This is a genomic window from Aestuariirhabdus sp. LZHN29, assembly GCF_049985285.1.
Lineage (GTDB): Bacteria > Pseudomonadota > Gammaproteobacteria > Pseudomonadales > Aestuariirhabdaceae > Aestuariirhabdus.
Window position 1 is genome coordinate 885567 of record NZ_JBNIEU010000001.1, and the last position, 20091, is coordinate 905657.

The 20091-nt window shown below is 58.5% G+C and carries 20 protein-coding genes; 8 read left to right on the forward strand and 12 right to left on the reverse strand.

Annotated elements, in window-relative coordinates; all coding sequences use genetic code 11:
• Positions 1 to 6: 6 nt before the first annotated feature.
• From ACP3PW_RS04295 to ACP3PW_RS04310, 4 genes are read left to right on the forward strand one after another with little or no spacing between them, the layout of a single operon-like run.
• Positions 7 to 453 (forward strand): DUF4426 domain-containing protein, encoded by a 447-nt coding sequence (locus ACP3PW_RS04295; protein WP_426415431.1) that lies wholly within the window; start codon positions 7 to 9, stop codon positions 451 to 453.
• An 8-nt stretch (positions 454 to 461) separates the two neighbouring features.
• Positions 462 to 1067 carry an RdgB/HAM1 family non-canonical purine NTP pyrophosphatase gene (gene rdgB / locus ACP3PW_RS04300; RefSeq protein ID WP_426415432.1) on the forward strand — a complete coding sequence of 202 codons (606 nt, stop codon included), beginning with the start codon at positions 462 to 464 and terminating at the stop codon, positions 1065 to 1067.
• 6 nt (positions 1068 to 1073) lie between these two features.
• Positions 1074 to 2207 (forward strand): radical SAM family heme chaperone HemW, encoded by a 1134-nt coding sequence (gene hemW / locus ACP3PW_RS04305; RefSeq protein ID WP_426415433.1) that lies wholly within the window; start codon positions 1074 to 1076, stop codon positions 2205 to 2207.
• A gap of 5 nt (positions 2208 to 2212) precedes the next feature.
• Positions 2213 to 2539 (forward strand): DUF3392 domain-containing protein, encoded by a 327-nt coding sequence (locus ACP3PW_RS04310; RefSeq protein ID WP_426415434.1) that lies wholly within the window; start codon positions 2213 to 2215, stop codon positions 2537 to 2539.
• A 74-nt stretch (positions 2540 to 2613) separates the two neighbouring features.
• On the opposite strand, the gene ACP3PW_RS04315 is transcribed toward ACP3PW_RS04310, so the two are convergent.
• A complete protein-coding gene (locus ACP3PW_RS04315; RefSeq protein ID WP_426415435.1) occupies positions 2614 to 3960 on the reverse strand; it encodes a DUF1329 domain-containing protein in 1347 nt (448 codons plus the stop codon).
• A gap of 357 nt (positions 3961 to 4317) precedes the next feature.
• Between ACP3PW_RS04315 and ACP3PW_RS04320 the strand changes: the two genes are divergently transcribed.
• A complete protein-coding gene (locus tag ACP3PW_RS04320) occupies positions 4318 to 4929 on the forward strand; it encodes a DNA-3-methyladenine glycosylase family protein (protein WP_426415436.1) in 612 nt (203 codons plus the stop codon).
• Positions 4930 to 4981: 52 nt separating this feature from the next.
• Here the strand turns inward: ACP3PW_RS04320 and ACP3PW_RS04325 are convergent, their stop codons facing one another.
• The 7 genes from ACP3PW_RS04325 to ACP3PW_RS04355 form a co-directional block, all read right to left on the reverse strand.
• Positions 4982 to 6127 carry an ABC transporter ATP-binding protein gene (locus tag ACP3PW_RS04325; protein ID WP_426415437.1) on the reverse strand — a complete coding sequence of 382 codons (1146 nt, stop codon included), beginning with the start codon at positions 6125 to 6127 and terminating at the stop codon, positions 4982 to 4984.
• Positions 6117 to 6788, reverse strand: coding sequence for a molybdate ABC transporter permease subunit (gene modB, locus ACP3PW_RS04330; protein WP_426415438.1), 672 nt, complete (start codon positions 6786 to 6788; stop codon positions 6117 to 6119). The genes ACP3PW_RS04325 and modB overlap by 11 nt, the downstream gene beginning before the upstream one ends.
• Before the next feature lie 12 nt (positions 6789 to 6800).
• Positions 6801 to 7589, reverse strand: a complete 789-nt coding sequence (modA, locus tag ACP3PW_RS04335; RefSeq protein WP_426415439.1) for a molybdate ABC transporter substrate-binding protein — start codon at positions 7587 to 7589, stop codon at positions 6801 to 6803.
• Between the two features lie 329 nt (positions 7590 to 7918).
• Complete coding sequence (gene trmB / locus ACP3PW_RS04340; protein WP_426415440.1) at positions 7919 to 8620, reverse strand: tRNA (guanosine(46)-N7)-methyltransferase TrmB; 702 nt, start codon at positions 8618 to 8620, stop codon at positions 7919 to 7921.
• Positions 8620 to 9405 carry a thiazole synthase gene (locus ACP3PW_RS04345; protein ID WP_426415441.1) on the reverse strand — a complete coding sequence of 262 codons (786 nt, stop codon included), beginning with the start codon at positions 9403 to 9405 and terminating at the stop codon, positions 8620 to 8622. Before ACP3PW_RS04345 ends, trmB begins: the two co-directional genes overlap by 1 nt.
• 44 nt (positions 9406 to 9449) lie before the next feature.
• Entirely contained in the window at positions 9450 to 9647 is a 198-nt protein-coding gene (gene thiS / locus ACP3PW_RS04350; RefSeq protein ID WP_426415442.1) for a sulfur carrier protein ThiS, read from the reverse strand.
• Positions 9632 to 10036, reverse strand: a complete 405-nt coding sequence (locus ACP3PW_RS04355) for a DUF423 domain-containing protein (RefSeq protein WP_426415443.1) — start codon at positions 10034 to 10036, stop codon at positions 9632 to 9634. Before ACP3PW_RS04355 ends, thiS begins: the two co-directional genes overlap by 16 nt.
• 133 nt (positions 10037 to 10169) lie before the next feature.
• On the opposite strand from ACP3PW_RS04355, the gene ACP3PW_RS04360 reads away from it, so the two are divergent.
• Both ACP3PW_RS04360 and fdhF read left to right on the forward strand, forming a co-directional pair.
• Positions 10170 to 11870, forward strand: a complete 1701-nt coding sequence (locus tag ACP3PW_RS04360; RefSeq protein ID WP_426415444.1) for an NADH-ubiquinone oxidoreductase-F iron-sulfur binding region domain-containing protein — start codon at positions 10170 to 10172, stop codon at positions 11868 to 11870.
• Complete coding sequence (gene fdhF / locus ACP3PW_RS04365) at positions 11867 to 14611, forward strand: formate dehydrogenase subunit alpha (protein WP_426415445.1); 2745 nt, start codon at positions 11867 to 11869, stop codon at positions 14609 to 14611. Before ACP3PW_RS04360 ends, fdhF begins: the two co-directional genes overlap by 4 nt.
• 63 nt (positions 14612 to 14674) lie before the next feature.
• Here the strand turns inward: fdhF and rpoH are convergent, their stop codons facing one another.
• From rpoH to ftsY, 4 genes are all read right to left on the reverse strand, one after another.
• Positions 14675 to 15529, reverse strand: a complete 855-nt coding sequence (gene rpoH / locus ACP3PW_RS04370; RefSeq protein ID WP_426415446.1) for an RNA polymerase sigma factor RpoH — start codon at positions 15527 to 15529, stop codon at positions 14675 to 14677.
• 177 nt (positions 15530 to 15706) lie between these two features.
• Positions 15707 to 16765 (reverse strand): permease-like cell division protein FtsX, encoded by a 1059-nt coding sequence (ftsX, locus tag ACP3PW_RS04375; protein WP_426415447.1) that lies wholly within the window; start codon positions 16763 to 16765, stop codon positions 15707 to 15709.
• Positions 16755 to 17417 carry a cell division ATP-binding protein FtsE gene (ftsE, locus tag ACP3PW_RS04380; protein ID WP_426415448.1) on the reverse strand — a complete coding sequence of 221 codons (663 nt, stop codon included), beginning with the start codon at positions 17415 to 17417 and terminating at the stop codon, positions 16755 to 16757. The genes ftsX and ftsE overlap by 11 nt, the downstream gene beginning before the upstream one ends.
• Positions 17418 to 17437: 20 nt before the next feature.
• Positions 17438 to 18535, reverse strand: coding sequence for a signal recognition particle-docking protein FtsY (gene ftsY / locus ACP3PW_RS04385; RefSeq protein WP_426415449.1), 1098 nt, complete (start codon positions 18533 to 18535; stop codon positions 17438 to 17440).
• A 182-nt stretch (positions 18536 to 18717) separates the two neighbouring features.
• Here ftsY and ACP3PW_RS04390 point away from each other — a divergent pair, with 182 nt between their 5' ends.
• A complete protein-coding gene (locus ACP3PW_RS04390; protein ID WP_426415450.1) occupies positions 18718 to 20085 on the forward strand; it encodes a M16 family metallopeptidase in 1368 nt (455 codons plus the stop codon).
• Positions 20086 to 20091 lie beyond the last annotated feature (6 nt).

Consider the following 20091-nt stretch of genomic DNA (forward strand, 5'->3'; position numbering starts at 1 on the left):
CTCAATATGATTCGTCAATTCTACCGCTTGCTTTCCCTACTATTGATAACCCTGCCACTGGCGAGTCACGCCAACGAGAGCGATAGCGTCAAGGAGTTTGACCACCACCGCGTTCACTACAGCGTGTTTAACAGTACCTTTTTACAGCCCGATGTTGCGCGCAGTTATGGCCTCAAGCGCGGCGGGAATATCGGCATCGTTAATATTGCCGTGCATCAGAAAACCGACGCAGGAAACGTCGCTATCAAAGCGAAACTTAAGGGCAAAACCAGCAACCTTATACAGCAGCAGGAGTCCCTCGACTTCCTTCCGATCGAGGAGGGCAGCGCGATCTACTATCTAGCCAGTTTCCGCTTTAGTAATGAAGAGGTTTTGCACTACACCATCGAGATTGAAACCGCAGATGGCCAGCAGCTAACGCTAAAATTTACCCATAAGCTCTACCAGGAGTAGCCTAACCCATGTCGACGGAGATCCAGCAGGTGGTTCTGGCCAGCAACAACCGGGGCAAACTCAACGAGCTGCAACACCGCCTCGGCGGCCTGGGGGTCAAACTACTGCCCCAAAGCCAGTTTGCTATCGAATCGGTCGATGAGACCGGCCTTAGTTTTGTCGAGAACGCCATCCTAAAAGCTCGCCATGCCTGTCTGGTATCGGGCCTACCGGCTATTGCCGATGATTCGGGTCTCGAAGTCGACGCCCTTAATGGGGCCCCGGGCATCTACTCTGCCCGCTTTGCCGGTACTGACGCCACAGACGCCGACAACAACCAGAAGCTGCTTGCTGAACTGCGCGGGATTCCTACCGAAAAACGCAGCGCACGATTTCGCTGCCTGCTGGTCTATATGCGCCACGCCAACGACCCGACACCGTTAGTGTGCCAAGGCAGCTGGGAAGGCTTTATCCTTGAGGAGCCCAGGGGGGACAACGGATTTGGCTACGACCCCCTGTTTTTCGTCCCCACTGAACACTGTGCCAGCGCCGAACTGCCTCCGGAGATTAAGAACCGGTTGAGCCACCGGGGGCTAGCGATGCAGGAGCTTACGCAACGGCTCAAGTTGCAGTAAGCGACGATGTTGCTCCCCCCTTTGGGCCTCTATGTACACATCCCCTGGTGTGTGCGCAAATGTCCCTACTGCGACTTTAACTCCCACACTGCCGCCAAGGAGTTACCGGAGAGCGAGTATATCGACGCCCTGCTGCGGGACTTCGCTAACGAATCCTCACATCTGGGGGAGCGCCCCATCAGCAGCCTGTTTATCGGCGGCGGTACTCCTAGCCTGTTCAGTGCCGCTGCACTCAACACTCTGCTATCGGGGTTGCAGCACCACTGTCGCTTCTCCGAAACGATCGAGATCACCCTCGAAGCCAACCCCGGGACTACCGAGCAAGGCCGCTTCGCCGCTTATCGGGATATCGGCATCAACCGATTATCCATTGGCGTACAAAGCTTCGATGACCTGAAGTTGCAACTGCTCGGCCGTATTCATAGCGCGGATCAGGCACAGCACGCGTTTTATCAGGCCCGAGCGGCAGGTTTCGACCGGATCAACCTCGACCTGATGTTCGGATTGCCGGGTCAAAGTTCGAGCGAAGCGATCGCGGACCTCGACCGGGCAATCGCTCTGCAACCGGATCACATATCCTGGTATCAACTCACTATTGAGCCCAATACAGAGTTTTACTCCCGCCCTCCCCGGCTGCCCGAAGACGACAATCTGTGGGCAATGCAACAACAGGGGCAACAACGGCTCGCGGACGCCGGCTTCGTTCAGTACGAAACCTCTGCCTACGCAACGGCGGGCCAGCAAAGCCGCCACAACCTGAATTATTGGCGCTTTGGTGACTTTATCGGCATCGGTGCAGGTGCCCACGGCAAGCTCAGCACTCGCCATGGGGAGATTTTGCGTAACTGGAAAACCCGGGTTCCGGCTCAGTACCTTGCGCGAACGGATACGTTCAGCGCCGGGCAACGCTCGCTGGAAAATACCGAACTGCCGCTGGAGTTTATGATGAACGCCTTACGCTTGCGCGATGGCGTTGAACGCTCGCTATTCAGTGAGCGTACCGGATTATCCCTGGAGAGCATTGCCAAGCCCTTGCAACAAGCCATTGCAATGGGTTTGATGGAGGATAACCAACGACTGCAGCCGACCGAACGCGGGCGACTGTTTCTCAACGACCTACTGGAAATATTTTTGCCCTGAACACTATGGAACTGATCGGCGATCTCTTTATCAACCTGTCTCACTGGGCCCGCGGTTATCTATCCGAAATTGCGCTGGCTATAATGGCAACACTCATGGTGATATACGGTGCAACCCTCAATCGCACCATCAAGCGCAATATCAACCAACTCAACTTCGTCCTCAGGACCGCGATTTTTATCCTTGTGTGCGCCATTGGTTATGGCGCTTCACTGGTACTGCTGAGCCCACTGCTGGCGCAAACCCTTGGACACTTCAACAACGAAACCCTGTCACCTGTACTGCTGCTGATTTTTATTCTGATGGGCTTTCTCGCCGATCGCAATAACTAGGCATTCGATGATGCTAGCGGGTAGTGCTCCGTGCACTACCCGGCCTTATGCATCGTTACCCAACGAATTAATCCCTATTTTCGGCCCGCACGGCGCATGGCGCTCGAGGAGAAGTTTCTCTTTCGGGTGTTAAACTCGAAGTTATAGGGTGCCTCCTGATTATCGAGCCCGTCAGCAAAATAGCGGCCGCTCTCAAAGTTATAAAGCACCTCCAGCGTCGTGGCGACAAGCGGCACATCGTAGTAGTTGATCGGGTGGCCTTCCTGGAAATACTGCAGCTCTCCATCCTCGTTATAGAGATCCACCATCAGAATCTGCCAGCTGTCCTCATCGATGTAGAAGCGACGCTTCGCGTATCGGTGTTTCATTCCCGCGCGCAGATTCGCTTCGACCACCCAGACCCGATGCAACTCGTAACGACCGTGCTCAGGATTCACCATTTTTTGCTGCAGTATATCCTCGTATTCCAACTGGTCACTGTGCAACGGGTACGCGTTATAGGGCACCAGCATTTCACGCTTGCCCAGCAGATTCCATTCGTACAGATTGGGCGCACCGTTGTACATATCGACACTGTCGGTGGTCAACATGCCATCGGTGTCCGGGCTAATGTCATCGTAAGCCAATACCGGCAAACGACGCACTCGACGCTGGCCAGCACTGTAGCGCCAGGCACTGCGCAGCGACAGTATCTGATCGAGGGTTTCGTGGACTAACAATGCATTACCCGCCAACTTGGCAGGGGCAGTAACCGCATACTTATAGTAAAAAATCTTATTGCCCAGCTCTTCCGGAGTCATCTCTGGCTGGCCGTATTCAAACAGAATCTCCTTGGCCTGGCGCACCAGGGTATAACGACCACCGCGCTGCACCGCAGCCTGGTGAGTCGAAAATTTGATACTGTTACCACGGTAGCGCAGGATATGATTCCAGATCACTTCCAAGCCATCAGCGGGTATCGGAAAAGGCACCCCAGCGGCGGCACCGATGACACCATTACCACGGGAGATCAACTCGGCCCGAGGCGCATTTTCACGGGTCCGCTGATAGATGTAATCGGGGGAGGATGCCGTACGGTGGCTTGGAAATACCCGTAATTTATAACCGGGATAGTTCGCTAGCAAGTGCTGGTGCCCCTGGCTCAGCAGCTCACTATAGGTCGCTGCATTACCGGCACTGACCTCATAAAGGGGCGTTTCCCCGGCAAACGGGTCCGTATGCTGCTTTCCCTTAACGTAACTGGCAGGCGGCGCGGTAAGGCCACCACTCCAGGGTGGGATAGTTCCCTTTGCATTGCCCGCCTGCTCGGCACCGAGGGGTGTTAATACTGTTCCCAGGCGCTGAGCCTGCTCTTCCGGCACTGCAGCCACAGCCGCATTCATCACCAGGCTAGCGCCCAGCGTTACGATCATCCGATTCATGCTCTTTCTTCTCCGCATCCGGTTTTAACCCACAAGTAACCGCTCCTGTCACTTGTACCGGTTTGATTATTTTTTTGGCCAGAGTCAACGACTCCAGTCGTTAAGATCTCTGGCAACACGCTTAAATGGTACCATCGTACGTATTAAACGATCATTTCAGGCTGATCAAAATACCACCAAGCGTCAATTTAGCAAACCCCTTTTTGAATTTCCCCGACATTTTACCGACTGACCCACCTCCCCTCCCGGTCGCCAACAGAAAAAAAACCGGGCCATCGCCATTCGATCTACACTTAGCCGCCACCATAGGGATGCGTGTCGTACCCTTGTGGACTGACCTGTTACTGGAATCACTCGATGAACAAATCCCAACTAGCCGCCGCGATGAGTTCCCTCGCCACGATCGATATGGACGTGGCAAACGCGCTGGGACTGATCGGCCCACCCCCTCCCCGGATTCGCCCGGCAGGCTTTGAGACCTTTCTTTCGACCATCGTAAGCCAACAGATTTCGACCAGCGCGGCTCGCGCGATACTGGCCCGGGTCACCGCGCTGATGCCCAATACCTCGGCCCTTGCCTTGCTCGAGGTGGAGGACGACGCATTGCGCGGAGCAGGACTCTCCTACCGAAAGATTGAGTATGCCAAAGGGCTCGCCGAGGCGGTCGCAAGGGGAACGCTGGATATCGATGGGCTGGCATCGTTGAGCGACGAGAAGGCGATTCAAACGATCACCTCCCTGCGAGGCTTCGGCCGCTGGAGCGCCGAGATCTACCTGATGTTCTCCCTCAAGCGCCCCGACATCTTTCCTGCAGACGATCTCGCCCTGCTGGTAGCCCTGGGACGTTTGAAGCAGCTGCCAGGCAAACCCACTCCAAAACAAGCGCGAGATCTTACCGCCCACTGGGCTCCGTGGAGGAGTGCAGGATCACTATTTCTTTGGCACTACTATCGGGGAGCACCCACCTAAATTAGCTGCTTGGGGGGCGCGGCGCCCCCTCTTTAAATCGAAATGACAGGGTTCATTCGCGCGGTAAAGCAGCCGCTTCGTCATCAATCTGGTAGCGCTCATCCGGCATTAGCCAGATGCCCTCGGCTTCGAGGGTCATGTGCAACGGTTTACCCACCGAGATGCACCGGCGAGACACAACGTGGGCCGGCAGCATAAGGTGCAGGGGCGGGCGTTCGGGCCCCTCCACCGTGGCCGTCAAGGCCACCATATCGCCCAACTCCACCTGCTCCTGAACCCTCCCTACAACGGTATTTTCCCGATGTTCTGTTTCGCTGTTGGGCGTATAGAGCAATATCCGCGAGCGGGGAATCATCCAGTTAACTCGGCTCCCCACGCTAAACCGCTCCTGCAACCCCGCCGCCAACCGAATGCCCCTCCATTCGATGACCGTATGCCGACGGCCAAGATCATGGCGAATGACATTAGCCCGGAAGATATTTCGGTGGCCGACCAACCTCGCAACCTGGCCATCGGCCGGACGCGCCATCAGCTCTGCGGCACTGGCGGTTTGTAATACCTTACCCTGGGCAAAGATGCAGAGCCGGTCCGCCAGCATCAGCGCTTCCTCTACATCGTGGGTCACCAGCAGGGCAGGCACCGAAAGATCTCGACGCAATGCCGCCAGCTCCCGATACAGTTTTTCACGGGTAACCCTATCCACTGCCGCGAAAGGCTCATCGAGCAGCAACAACCGTGGATTTCCCGCCAGCGCACGGGCCAGGGCCACTCGCTGCTGCTGCCCCCCGGACAACTGATCGGGGCAACGTTGCTCCATGCCCGACATATTGACCCGTGCCAACCAAGCCTGCGCCTGCTTTCGGCGCTCGGCCGATGGCAGGGAGGCGAGGGGCTCCATCACATTTTCCAGCGCGCTAAGGTGGGGAAACAGGGCGTACTGCTGGAACACCATCCCTACCCCCCGCTCCCGGGTGGGGAGACGAACCCTCGACGACGAATCTCGCCAGGTTGCCCCGCCACAGGAGATCAATCCCTGTACGGGTTTTCCCAGCCCCGCTATCGCCCTCAGTAGGGTCGATTTGCCACTACCGGAAGGCCCCACGATCGCCAGCATCTCCCCCGCTTCACACACCAACTCGGCGTCCAGCGGAACCGGTCGTTGCTGTCGAATAGACACCTTGAGTGCGTTATCGTCCATGACTGCCGCGCCTCCTGTGCATGCTCAACAAGCTGATCGCCATGGCGATCAGCGCAACCCCCACCAGTGTGGCCGACATAATGCCCGCACCCTGGGGATCAAACATCTGTACCCGATCATAGATGGCAATCGACAGGGTCTGGGTTTGACCGGGAATGCTGCCCCCCACCATCAACACAACCCCGAATTCACCCAGGGTATGGGCAAACGTCATCACGGACGCGGTCACCAGTCCCGGCCAGATCAGCGGCAGTTCGATGCGCCAGAACATGCGCCAGCGACTCAGTCCACAGCAGGCTGCCGCGTCTAATAACGCGGGATCCAGGCGTTCAAAGGCACGCTGTACGGGCTGTATGGCGAAGGGCAGGTTCACCAACAGCGAAGCCAACAGGATCGCTTCAAAGCTAAAAGCCAACTGCTTTGAAAACATCCATTGATACGCGCCTCCCAACCAGGACTCCCCCCCCATGGAAACCAGCAGGTAATACCCCAATACCGTGGGAGGCAGCACCAGGGGCAGCGTCAAAGCCGCCTCCAGCCAGTGCTTTCCCCTCATTCGGGTAGTGGCCAGGTAGCGTCCTACCAGCAAACCCACAGGGATCAAGAGCAGCAGCGTCCAGAGGGCGAGCTTGAGAGAAAGTGATAGCGCAGTCCAGTCCATGGTTAATGCTCCCTATTGGCTGAATCCGTACCTGGCAAACGTCGCCTGCGCCTGGTCTGTTTGCAGGTAATCAAAAAACTGCTGGGCATCCTCCCCCGCCCCTTTGATCACCGCGGCTCGCTGGCGTAGAGGCGCGTGAAGTTCAGCGGGAACCAGTCGGAAGGAGCCACGCGCGGAGAGCTGGGGTGAGAGCGCCAGCGAATAGGCGATCAGGCCTCCGTCGGTCGACCCGCTTACAGCAAACTGCGCGGCCTGGGATACGTTTTCGCCCAGTACAAGATGAGGTTTGATCTGCGCCTCTACTCCTAGCTGCTGCAACACTTCGAGAGCAGCGCGACCATAGGGCGCATGGGCCGGATTGGCGATCGCAAACCGGTTCAGACGCTGCTCGGTTACGGCCCGACGCAGGTCATCCATGCCCAACTCCGGATTCAGCGACGAGCCCGCAGGGGCAAAGTAGGCCAGCCGCCCGGTGCTGTAGATAAAGCTCGGCAGCTGCACCAGATCAACAGATTCCAGCAACTGGACATACTCTTCGTCGGCGGAGAGAAAAATCTGATAGGGCGCCCCCTGGCGAATTTGACGATAAAAATTGCCCGAAGAGCCGAATACGAAACGAACCGCCAAACCGCGCTGGGCCCGATACTGTTGACCGATCTCCTCCAGGGCAAACTTGAGGCTGGAGGCCGCCGCCACCAGCGGCGCATCGGCGCTGACCGGCAGTGCGAGAAGCAGCGCTACCAACGCGAACCCTCCACGCAGTGATGCGCGCCACCACTTCCGAATCAACACCCTCGTCATCTGGCCTCCTGTTCCTCGTTCCGTCCTGGATACCTGAGACCATATCATAAACAGAGAGGGAGAGAATGGGCATGCATCCGCTGGAACCCAAACAGCTTGTGCGCCGAGTGTTCCCAGCCCGGCGAACTCAAGAGGTGACACTTCCCATTGTAACGGCTGGCATCCTATCGAACGAGGGCACCCACCCATCGTTAGCATCATCTTCAATGCAGGGTGGCAGTCCATTCGCTCACTATCGGATCTACCCGTCCCTGATGCTTGAGCGCCTTGCTAAACGAACCCATTGAATTGCGTCACTAGCCTGCCCGCACACCTTTGATCCGTCGGCCTCAATCGGTGCGTTCAAACACCAGGTCCCAGACGCCATGGCCGAGACGCTCGCCGCGCTTCTCGAATTTGGTCAGCGGGCGATAATCGGGGCGTGGGGTGTATTGGCCGGGGCCCGCGGTATTGCGATACCCCTCGGCGGCTTCCATCACCTCGAGCATCTGCTCGGCGTAGTGCTCCCAGTCGGTAGCCATATGAAACTCACCGCCGACCGCCAGTTTTTGTCGAAGCTGTTGTACAAATTCGGGTTGCACCAGACGGCGCTTATGGTGACGCTTTTTGTGCCAGGGATCGGGGAAAAAAAGCTGTAACCGAGCCAGGGATCCATCCGGAATACACTGTTTAAGGACCTCAACCGCGTCATCGCAGTAGACTCGCAGGTTTTCAATCTCCTCTTTCATCACATCATTGAGCAGGCTGCCCACACCCGGCCGGTGCACCTCGATGCCGATGAAATCCCGCGTCGGATCTGACTTGGCCATATCCCGCAACGAGGTGCCCATGCCAAAACCGATCTCCAATACCCTCGGCGCGTCGCGGCCAAACACGGCCTCAGGATCCAGTGTCCCTTGCTCTCGCGTCAAACCGAAGCGTGGCAAACCATCATCCCAACCCTTTTGCTGGCCGGCCGTCATGCGCCCGGCACGCAGCACAAAGCTACGAATACGGCGCGGATGCTCAACATTGCGCTGCTGGTCGCTCATCAGAAAAAAGTACCATCCAGGGGAGAGGAGGCGGAGGCATACTGGCGCTTGGGCATACGGCCCGCGAGATAGGCCTCACGACCTGCCTCTATCGCCTTGCGCATTGCCGAAGCCATGAGGACCGGATTGCCAGCGTGGGCGATAGCGGTGTTCATCAATACCGCATCGCAACCCAGCTCCATGGCGATAGCCGCGTCGGAGGCGGTGCCCACACCGGCATCGACCAATACAGGAACCTTGGCCTCTTCGAGAATAATGCGCAGGTTATAGGGGTTGCAGATTCCGAGCCCGGTGCCGATCAATCCGGCCAGAGGCATGACAGCGACGCAACCGATCTCCTCCAACTGACGGGCAACCACAGGATCATCGCTGGTGTAGACCATCACCTTGAAACCATCGGCCACCAGCTGTTCAGCCGCCTTCAGGGTTTCGGTGACATGGGGAAACAGGGTTTTCTGGTCAGCAAGCACCTCGAGCTTGACGAGGTCATGGCCGTTCAGCAACTCCCGCGCCAAACGACACGTACGCACCGCGTCTTCTGCGGTATAGCAGCCTGCCGTGTTGGGCAACATGGTGTAGCGCTCGGGGGAGATCCGGTCCAGTAAATTGGGCTCGTCGGCGTTTTGGCCAATGTTGGTACGACGAATCGCAACCGTCACGATCTCGGCACCACTGGCTTCTATTGCAGCTGCGGTTTCATCAAGGTCTTTGTACTTGCCGGTACCGACCAGCAGGCGCGAGTTGTATACCTTGCCAGCGATCTCAAAGGGTTTGTCTTGTTGCATTACTTGTTTGTCCTGTGGAATTAAAGGCTGTTACACCACCACCATCAACCACCGCCGATGGCCCTTACAATCTCTACCCGGTCACCGGGCTGCAGCTCTCGCTGGCCATGTTCGCCGCGGGGAATGATCTCCCTGTTGATCTCCACCGCAATGCGCTCACCCAGGGCCAGCTCAGCAACCAGGGTTGCCAGGCTGCTACCCTCATTAAGCGCATAATCCTTACCATTTAACTGAATCTGCATTCTCCCTCCTTACTCTCGCGATGACGCCAGGCAGCCCCCAGCAGTCCCGCCCACCCCAACATAAACGCGATGCCTCCCGCAGGTGTTAGCAGGCGCGGAATATCGAGTCCCAACAGGAGCCGCAGATAGATAGACCCACAAAACAGGAACAGGCCGACGGCGAACCCCAGACCCGCTACCACCAGCAAACGACTACCGCGCCAATGCATCAACAACGCCACCAGCACCAGCGCCAAACTGTGGTAAAACTGATACTGCACAGCGCTCTGATACGCCTGTTGCAAGGGTGCAGGCATGCCGCTCAGGCCGTGGGCGCCATACGCGCCCAGCGCCACTGCCGAAAATCCACCAATCGCGCCTATACTGATCATCAGGTTGATTACGCGCATGGTGCGGTCGCACTCCATCGGTCAGGGGTTTATCGGGGCGACATTATAACGGAGATTCTTCGACCACCCCAGCCGTTGCGCTCCCATAAGCCTCACTTCTATCATAACGGCACTTGTCTCAGGGAATGTATCCATGTCTGCCACAGATCACAGCGCTATCCGCCCGCTACCTCGCCATGGACCACGGGGCCGTCAAGTCGACCCAAAGGCACTGGCCGAGTTAACCCGGCTTCTCGGCGGCACCGGCTTACGCAAGGATCAACTGGTCGAATACCTGCACCGGATTCAGGACAGATTCGGTGCCATCAGCAAGGGACAGCTCTGCGCGCTCGCCTCGTTGCTGGGACTAAGCCAGGCCGACGTTTGGGACGTGGCCAGCTTTTATGCCCACTTCAATCTGGTTGAAGATGAGCAGAGGCCCTCGACCAAACCGATTCGGGTGAGGGTTTGCACCAACCCAAGCTGCGCCATGGCCGGCGCGGAGAGCCTGTGGAACTCACTCAGCCAAACCCCTGCCGCCGGCGTGCAGGTCGAGCGCAGCCCCTGCATCGGCCACTGCACCGGTGCACCCGCAGTGCAGGTCGGCGAAAATAGTCTGCAATACGCCAGCGTCGAGTCCGTTCAGGCGGCGATTGCCAGCGGGGACTGCGCGCCCCGCATTCCTGCAGGCCTCGGACTGGAGGGCTATCGCACAGGGGGAGGCTATCGCCTGCTGGAGCGCTGTCGAAATCACAGTCTGCAGGCTCAGCAGGTGATTGATGAACTCGAACTCGCGGGGCTGCGCGGGCTTGGCGGGGCCGGGTTTCCCGCTGCACGCAAATGGCAAAGCGTTCGCCAACAAACCGGCCCCCGGTATCTGGTGGTCAACGCGGACGAGGGCGAACCCGGTACCTGTAAGGATCGCCACTACCTGGAGAGCGATCCCCACCGCATGTTGGAGGGAATGCTGGTCGCCGCCTGGGTAGTCGACGCCCAGCGCTGTTACCTCTACCTGCGCGATGAGTATCCGGGCATCAGACAGCTGCTTATTACCGAGATCGCCGCCCTTGAGCGCGAACAGATCATCCCTGCCGGTTATGTTGAACTGCGACGGGGGGCTGGAGCCTATATCTGTGGCGAGGAGTCCGCCCTCATCGAATCGCTGGAGGGGAAGCGCGGCTTTCCCCGCCAACGCCCTCCCTTTGTTGCCGAGCAGGGGCTCTTCGGACAGCCGACCCTGGTCAACAACGTAGAGACTCTCTACCGGGTGCGGGAGATCCTTGAGCACGGCGGCCAATGGTTCAGTGACCTGGGTCGTCGTGGCCAGCAGGGCGTTCTTAGTTTCAGTGTCAGCGGCCGGGTGCAGAACCCCGGCGTCAAGCAGGCGCCCGCTGGCATCACCTTGCAGGAGTTGATCGATGAGTACTGTGGCGGCATGAGCGAGGGGCACCGCCTGGCCGCCTATCTTCCCGGAGGCGCGTCGGGCGGCATTCTTCCGGCTCGGTTGGCCAACCTGCCACTGGGCTTCGGCACCCTGCAGGAACATGGCTGTTTTATCGGTTCGGCGGCAGTGCTGGTGCTGTCCGACCAAGACGACCTGCGCGGGCTGGTGAAAAACCTTACCCATTTCTTCCGCGAGGAGAGCTGCGGCCAATGTTCTCCCTGCCGTCTCGGAAGCGACCGTTTGCTGCGGTTGGTCGGGGAGCGCCAGTGGAACCATGAGCTGATCAAGGAGCTGGCGGAATTGATGGCCGACAGCTCGATCTGTGGCCTGGGGCAGGCCGCCTGTAACCCCGCCCTTAGCATCATTCGTTTTTTCCCCGAGCTACTCGCCGCAAAGGAGAACCACCCATGAGCAGCTCTCCGATTCAGTTTTTCCTCGACGGCAAAGCCACTACGGCACAACCGGGTGATACCATTTTACAGGCCGCCCAACCCCATCAGGCGATCCCTCACCTGTGCTGCTCCGACCACTCCGGCTTTACGGCGGACGGCAACTGCCGCGCCTGTGTGGTAGAGATCGAGGGCGAGCGGGCTCTGGCTCCCAGCTGCCGCCGCCAGGTTACCGAGGGCATGCGCGTCAACAGCGCCTCCTCGCAACGGGTGCAACGCAACCGAACCCTGCTGCTGGAGCTGCTGGCTAGCGATCTTCCCGATGGCGTCGCCACGGAACATCAGCAGCAGCTGCACCGCTGGACAAAGGAGCTGGGGGTGGGGCCGAGTCGATTTCCCGCCGGCGATGCGACCTTCGAAGACCTTAGCCACAGTGCGATTCGGGTTAATCACAGCGCCTGCATCAACTGCCAGCTCTGCCGACAAGCCTGCCAAGATCTGCAGGTGAATCGGGTCATAGGCCTCAGCGGCCGAGGCATCGAGGCCACCATTAGCTTCGACCTCGATGAGGCATTGGGCAACTCCTCGTGTGTCGCCTGCGGCGAGTGCGTTCAGGCGTGTCCCACCGGCGCCCTGCTCCCCGCGGCCGCCTCCAGCCAACAGCCGGTCGATAGCACCGTAAACAGTGTCTGCCCCTACTGCGGGGTGGGCTGTCAGCTCCAGTATCAGGTCTCCGACGAGCGCATCATCGCCGTCGAAGGACGCGACGGCCCCTCCAACGAAGGGCGTCTGTGCGTCAAGGGGCGCTTTGGTTTCGACTACATTAATCACCCCGACCGCCTGCATCGCCCCCTCATCCGCCGTGAAGACGCGCCCGACAAAAGCATCCCCTTCGATGCCTCCAACCCGGCGCGCTATTTCCGCGAGGCCAGCTGGGATGAGGCTCTCTCCAGGGCCAGTGAAGGGCTACTCGCGCTACGCCAGCAATACGGACCTACAGCGCTAGCGGGACTCGGGTCCGCCAAAGGCAGCAATGAGGAGGCCTACCTGTTCCAAAAGCTGGTGCGCACCGGTTTCGGCAGTAATAACGTCGACCATTGTACCCGCCTCTGCCACTCATCTTCTGTCGCAGCATTGCTCGAAGGCATAGGCAGCGGCGCAGTCACCGCCTCCTTTATGCAGGTGGTGAATGCCGATGTCGCCATCGTCATCGGCTGTAACCCGGAGTCCAATCATCCGGTCGCCGCCAACCTTTTCAAACAAGCCGCTCGTAACGGTACACAACTGGTGGTAATCGACTCTCGCGGCCACAGTCTGCGCGAGCACGCCAGCCACCTGTTGCAACTCACCCCCGGCTCCGATGTCGCACTGCTCAATGCCATGCTGCAGGTGATTATCAGCGAATCCCTCTTTGACGCGCAGTTTGTAGCCCAGCGAATTGAAGGCTTTGAGGAGCTTAAAGCCAATCTGGTGGACTGTACGCCCGAAACCATGTCCCCCCATTGCGGTATCGAGCCCGATCGCATTCGTGACGTGGCGCGCCTGTTCGCGAAAGCCGACCGGGCCATGATTTTCTGGGGAATGGGGGTCAGCCAACATACCCATGGCACCGACAACGTGCGCTGCCTGATCGCGCTGGCACTGCTCTGCGGACAGGTCGGACGACCCGGAACCGGCTTGCATCCACTGCGGGGCCAAAACAATGTGCAGGGCGCTTCCGATGCCGGACTCATTCCGATGATGCTTCCCGACTACCAGCGAGTCGACAGCCCCGCTGCCCGCGCTCACTTTGAGCAGCTATGGCAAGTATCGTTGCCTGACAGGCCTGGCCTGACGGTCGTCGAGATGATCGATGGCATTCATCGGGGTGAGGTCCGGGGCATGTATATCATGGGTGAAAACCCGGCAATGTCAGACCCGGATCTCAACCACAGCCGGCAGGCGTTAGCCAAACTCGATCATCTGGTGGTGCAGGATCTCTTTATTACCGAAACCGCAGCCTTCGCCGATGTCATTCTACCTGCCTCGGCATGGCCGGAAAAATCCGGCACGGTATCCAATACCAACCGTCAGGTACAGATGGGGCGTCCCGCCGTGCCCATGCCCGGTCAATGCCGCGAGGATTTGTGGATCATCCAGTCAATCGCCCAGGGTATGGGTCTTCCGTGGGATTATTCCCACCCCAACGAGGTCTACGCCGAGATGCAACGGGCGATGCCGTCACTGACCCATATCGACTGGGAGCGTCTGGAGCGCGAGGACTCTGTGACCTACCCCTGCCCGACACCCGGCGGTGCGGGGAGCGATGTGCTGTTTAGCGAGCAGTTTCCCACTGCTAACGGCAAGGCCCAGCTGGTCCCCACCCGCCTGTTAGCGCCCGATGAAGCCTGTGATAAGGAGTATCCATTGATCTTATCCACCGGCCGCTTATTGGAGCACTGGCACACCGGCGCCATGACGCGCCGGAGTATGGTATTGGATGCTCTGGAACCCGGGGCTATCGTTAGCGCCAACCCCCTCACCCTGCGAGAGATGAAACTTCATGCCGGAGCACAGGTTCGAGTGGTAAGCCGACGAGGGTGCATCGAGGCCCGGGTGCGCAGCGATGAGGCCGTTGCGCCGGGGTCACTCTTTATCCCCTTCTGCTTTGTTGAGGGCGCTGCCAACCTGCTCACCAACCCTAAACTTGACCCGTTCGGCAAAATCCCGGAGTTCAAGTATTGCGCGGTGCGTATGGAGGGCATCCAGCAGGCCGCCCACTAGGCGAACACAGCACCAAAAAAGCCCCGCATTTGCGGGGCTTTTTTGGTATTACTTTGAATCATCTCAGGCGATCATCGCTCCCTTGAGCTTTTTCATCGCGTTCTTTTCCAACTGGCGAATGCGCTCGGCAGATACACCGTACTGGGCAGCCAGCTCATGGAGAGTGGACTTCTCCTCCGACAGCCAGCGCTGCTGCAAAATATCCTGACTACGCTCGTCCAGCTGGGACATGGCGTGCTCCAGGCTATCCAGGGATTGCTGACTCCAGTCGGCATCCTCTACCTGGGACGCCGGATCAGAACGCTTATCCTCAAGGTAATAGGCCGGTGCCAGGTAAGCCGAATCGTCATCATCACCCACCGGACTATCAAAGGCGGTGTCCTGGCTGGACATACGTCCCTCCATTTCACGTACCGTCTTTTCCTGAACACCCAGGTCACGGGCGAGGCTGCTTACCTCTTCGCTGGTGAACCAGGCCAGGCGCTTCTTATTGCTGCGCAAATTGAAAAACAGTTTGCGCTGCTCCTTGGTGGTGGCAATCTTGACGATACGCCAGTTGCGAAGGATAAATTCGTGAATCTCGGCACGGATCCAGTGCACCGCAAAGGAGACCAGACGTACACCCTTCTCAGGATTGAAGCGACGTACTGCCTTCATCAGGCCAACGTTACCCTCCTGGATAAGATCGGCTTGCTGCAAGCCATAACCGGAATAGCTGCGCGCAATGTGGACGACAAAGCGCAGATGCGCCATTACCATCTGCCGGGCGGCTTCCAGGTCATTATCAAAATAGAGGCGCTCGGCCAATTCCCGCTCGTGCTCGGCAGAAAGGATAGCCACACTACTTGCCGCACGAATGTAAGCATCGAGGTCACGCCCCGGCACCAGCATTTCGACTCGTTGTAGTTCAGTGCGCATTGATCAGAAAGCTCCAATATTGATGGATCGCGGATTTTAACACTCTCCCACTGAGAGTGCGAATAGCTCGGGAAGTTCCCGTTTAGACAATTTACGCATATGAATATCGGTATAATATAAGGAGTTACCCTAATATTATTGCCCCACTGCCTCGGTCGATTCGCTACGCCGTCGCCATCAACGGGGTTCTATTTGGCGCAAATGGCGTACGCTCGCCAGCCAGGCACCGCACCAACCCAGCGCGGCTCCCACCAGCACCAGCCCGAGCGACGCGCCAATTCCCAGCCCCTGCAGTTCAAACTGGCTTTGGTAAAGTGCCGCCAATCGCGATGCAGGACCATCCACCAGCAACACCAACACCTGCACCAACAGTGCGGCCAGTACCCCGGCTCCGGTTCCATACCACACGCCAGTGTAGAGGAATGGGCGGCGCACATAGGCATCGCTGCCTCCAACCAGTTTGATGATCACGATTTCACTACGCCGGTTTTCGATCGCCAGGCGAATGGTGTTGCCGATCACCAGTAACACTGCGACCGCCAGCAGCGCCGCCAGCAGCAGGCTGCTGCGTTCACCCAGTTGGAGTATCTGCCGCAAACGCTCTATCCACTGCAGGTCAAGACTGGCCAGCTCAACCTCGGCCAGCTCCTGCATCTCGCTCAACAACTGCCGCGCCCGATCTCCTTGCAGCGCTTCAAGCTGAGGCCGTAGCACCACCACCGCCGGCAATGGGTTGTGCTCCAGCTGGGCAGTGACATCGGCTAGCCCCGAGTACAACTCAAACTCCGCTAACGCTTGTTCTGCGGACAGGTACACCAGCGATTCGATACGTGGGTCGTTCCCCAGCCGCTGCATCAATGGAGCCGACTGTACGTTCTCTCGCAGGTAAAGGGTCAGTTGCGGAGAACCGTCCCAACCCGCGCTCAGTTGTTTGATATTGGCGACCGCCACCAGCATGACACTGGGCAACACCAGTGCGACCGCCATCACCAGGCAGGTCATCATGCTGGCCGCCGGCGCTGCCAGTAACCGCAGTAAACTCTGCCCCACCATCTGCCGATGATGGTGCAAGGCTCCACCAAAGCGATCACCACTATGGGGGCGGGCCTTACGTTGTGCTGCCGGCCGTTTGCGTCGGGCGCCCGATTCCGGGAGTTTCTGGTCCGCCGCTTTAGGGCGTGTAATGGGCGTGGCTCCGCGGCCGCTGCGGCTGGCTCGGCGAGGGTTATCTGCCATCACTCACCAACCTGCCCTGGCTCAGGGTCAATACACGATGGCGCATGCCTTCGATAAGCGCCATATCGTGGGAGGCGATCAATACCGTCACGCCCACCTGATTAAAGCGCTCGAACAGCGTCATAATCTCCGCGGAGAGTTTCGGATCGAGGTTACCGGTGGGCTCATCGGCCAGCAAAAGAGCGGGCTTATGCACCACCGCGCGGGCGATTCCCACCCGCTGCTGCTCTCCGCCGGAGAGCGTTATTGGCGGCAGTTTTTCCTTGTCCAACAACCCTACCTGGTCCAAAGCGGCTCGCACCCGCTTGCCGATATCCTGTCGCGAGTAACCCCCTATCTGCAGGGGCAACGCGACATTTTCAAATACCGAACGGTCAAACAGGAGCTGGTGATTCTGGAACACCACCCCAATCTCGCGGCGATGGGCTGGAATTTCGCCGCGCCCCATATTGCGCAGGTTACGGCCACCGATGCGAACCTGGCCATGGGTGGCGCGCTCCATCAACATAACCAGCTTTAATAGCGTGCTCTTACCCGCTCCGGAGTGACCCGTCAGAAAAGCCATCTCGCCTGGGTCCAAATTAAAACTCACCCCTTCCAGACCCACCTGTCCGGTAGGGTAGCGCTTACTTACCTGATCAAACTGAATCACTAAAGGATCGCTCCCCGGCCCTAGAGGCGGTCGACGTCGAACAGCGCATCGACAAACTCATCGGCCACAAAGGGGCGCAGGTCGTTGATCTGCTCTCCCACACCGATAAAACGGATCGGCAACTTCATCTCCTGAGCCATCGCGAACACAATGCCCCCCTTGGCAGTGCCATCGAGCTTGGTCAGTGCCATACCCGTCAGGGAGACGGTGTTATCAAACTCGCGCGCCTGATTGAGAGCATTCTGCCCCGTGCTTGCATCCACCACCAGCAACACCTCATGGGGCGCACTGTCATCGAGCTTGCCCATCACTCGCTTGACCTTTTTCAGCTCCTCCATCAGGTTATCTTTGTTGTGCAGGCGTCCCGCCGTATCTGCGATCAATACATCGACATTACGCGCCTTGGCGGCCTCTACCGCATCAAAAATGACCGAGGCACTGTCGGCACCGGTGTGCTGGCCGATTACGGGAATCTGGTTACGCTCCCCCCACACCTCCAACTGCTCCACTGCGGCGGCCCGGAAGGTATCACCGGCGGCCAGCATCACTTTCTTCCCCTCGAGTTGCAGGCGCTTGGCGAGTTTGCCAATGGTGGTGGTTTTGCCCACCCCATTGACCCCCACCACCAGAATAACGAAGGGCGTTTTACTGTCATCGATATACAGCTGCTGGTTTGCGGGCTCCAACAACTTGCGCAGCTCCGCCTTGAGAGCACCTAGCAGGGCATCGGCGTCATCCAGCTCCCTGTACTGCACCCGCTGGGTCAGGCCATCTATGATCTCCCGGGTTGCCGCCATCCCCACATCGGCGATCAACAACTGGGTTTCCAGCTCCTCCAGCAGATCATCATCAATCTCTTTCTTGCCGATAAAAAGCGTCGTTACGCCCCCTACCAGACCGGAGCGGGTTTTGCTGAGGCCCCGCTTCATTCGTCCGAACAGCCCCTCTCGGCTGGCGTCCTCTTTCTCTTCCGCTACAGGAACTTCCCTGGCGATAAACCCTGCTTGCTGATCTCCAGCAACGTCTTCGGCACACGAGCCGTTATCGCTCGCGGTGTCTGTCGGGGAGGATGCGGCCTCATCGCCTCGCTGCCAGAACCAGCGTTTTTTCTCGGACATGAACTTATCCCGGGGCTTTGTGCCCAAACTATGGAACCAATTGTGTATACGGCTATCTACAAAAAAACAGTTGCAACGGGAACCCTTGCGGTTCGATAGCCCGTGTTCAGAATTATGGGTATCCTATCACTAGTTCACCCTCTTCGACATTCGTAAACGTTCACAACAGGATCGATCTCACCATGCGCACTTTCGGGCTTTGGGGGCGTTTCGCCTCACTGCTGGCGCTGCTTGTTGCCAGCAGCCTAAGCTATGCCGCTACAAGCAGCACCCACGAATATGTTTTGCCCAACGGACTCAAACTGATTGTGCGAGAGGATCATCGGGCGCCGGTGGTAGTCTCCCAAGTCTGGTACCGGGTGGGGGCCAGTTACGAAAGTGCGGGCCATACCGGACTCTCCCATGTTCTGGAGCACATGATGTTCAAGGACACCAAGCAGCTGGATACCGGGGAGTTTTCGCGCATTATGGCCAGTGTCGGCGCTACTGAGAACGCCTTCACCAGCCGCGATGCCACCGCCTACTATCAGGTACTGGCGGCCAATCGACTGGCCCTGAGCTTTGAGCTGGAAGCCGAACGCATGCACAACCTGGTAATCTCCGATGAGGAGTTTGCCCGCGAGCTGCAGGTCGTCATGGAGGAGCGCCGCCAGCGTGTCGAAGACCGGCCAGCTGGCATTGCCTACGAGCGATTCCTCGCCACCGCGCACCAGGCAAGCCCCTACGGAAATCCGGTGATCGGCTGGCAACAGGACCTGGAGTCGATGCAGGCAGAGGATCTTCGGCGCTGGTATCAGGCCTGGTATAGCCCCAACAATGCCATCGTTGTGGTGGTTGGCGACGTCGATGCCGAGGAGGTGCTGCAACTGGCCAGCCGTTACTTTGGCCCACTTTCTGCCCGGGAGCTGCCCGTGGTCAAACCTCTATTCGAGATCAACTCACCCGGCGCCCGCCGTATAGCACTTGAGCTTGAGAACGCACGCCTGCCCTCTCTCTACATGGGCTTCAACGTGCCGGTTCTCAATACTGCCAGCGAGGCCTGGGAAACCTACGCACTACGTATGCTTTCCGGCGTGCTCGACGGGGGGTACAGCGCCCGTATCGAGAGTGAGCTGGTACGGGGCAGTGAGGTCGCCTCAAGCGCCGGAGCCGGTTACAGCCCTTTCAGTCGCGGCGACAACCTGTTCATCCTCAATGGCGTACCCAACACCCAAAAGGGGTATAACCTGGAGGATCTGGAAGCCGCATTTTGGGAGCAGATCGAGGCGTTGAAACAGACCCCACCTACCCAGCAGGAACTCGCCCGCATCAAGGCGCAGGTGATCTCTTCGCTGGTTTATGAAAAAGATTCTATCTCCAGCCAGGCACAGCAGATCGGTACGCTCGAAAGTATCGGCCAAAGCTGGCGCGTCGCCGACCAGGAACTCGATCTTCTCAGCGCCATCACCCCCGAACAGGTCCAGCAGGTTGCGCAAAAGTACCTGACCCCCGAGCGACTAGCCGTCGCCACCCTCAGGCCCAAGCCTGCAACGGATGTTGCCACCCAGTAAATGAGC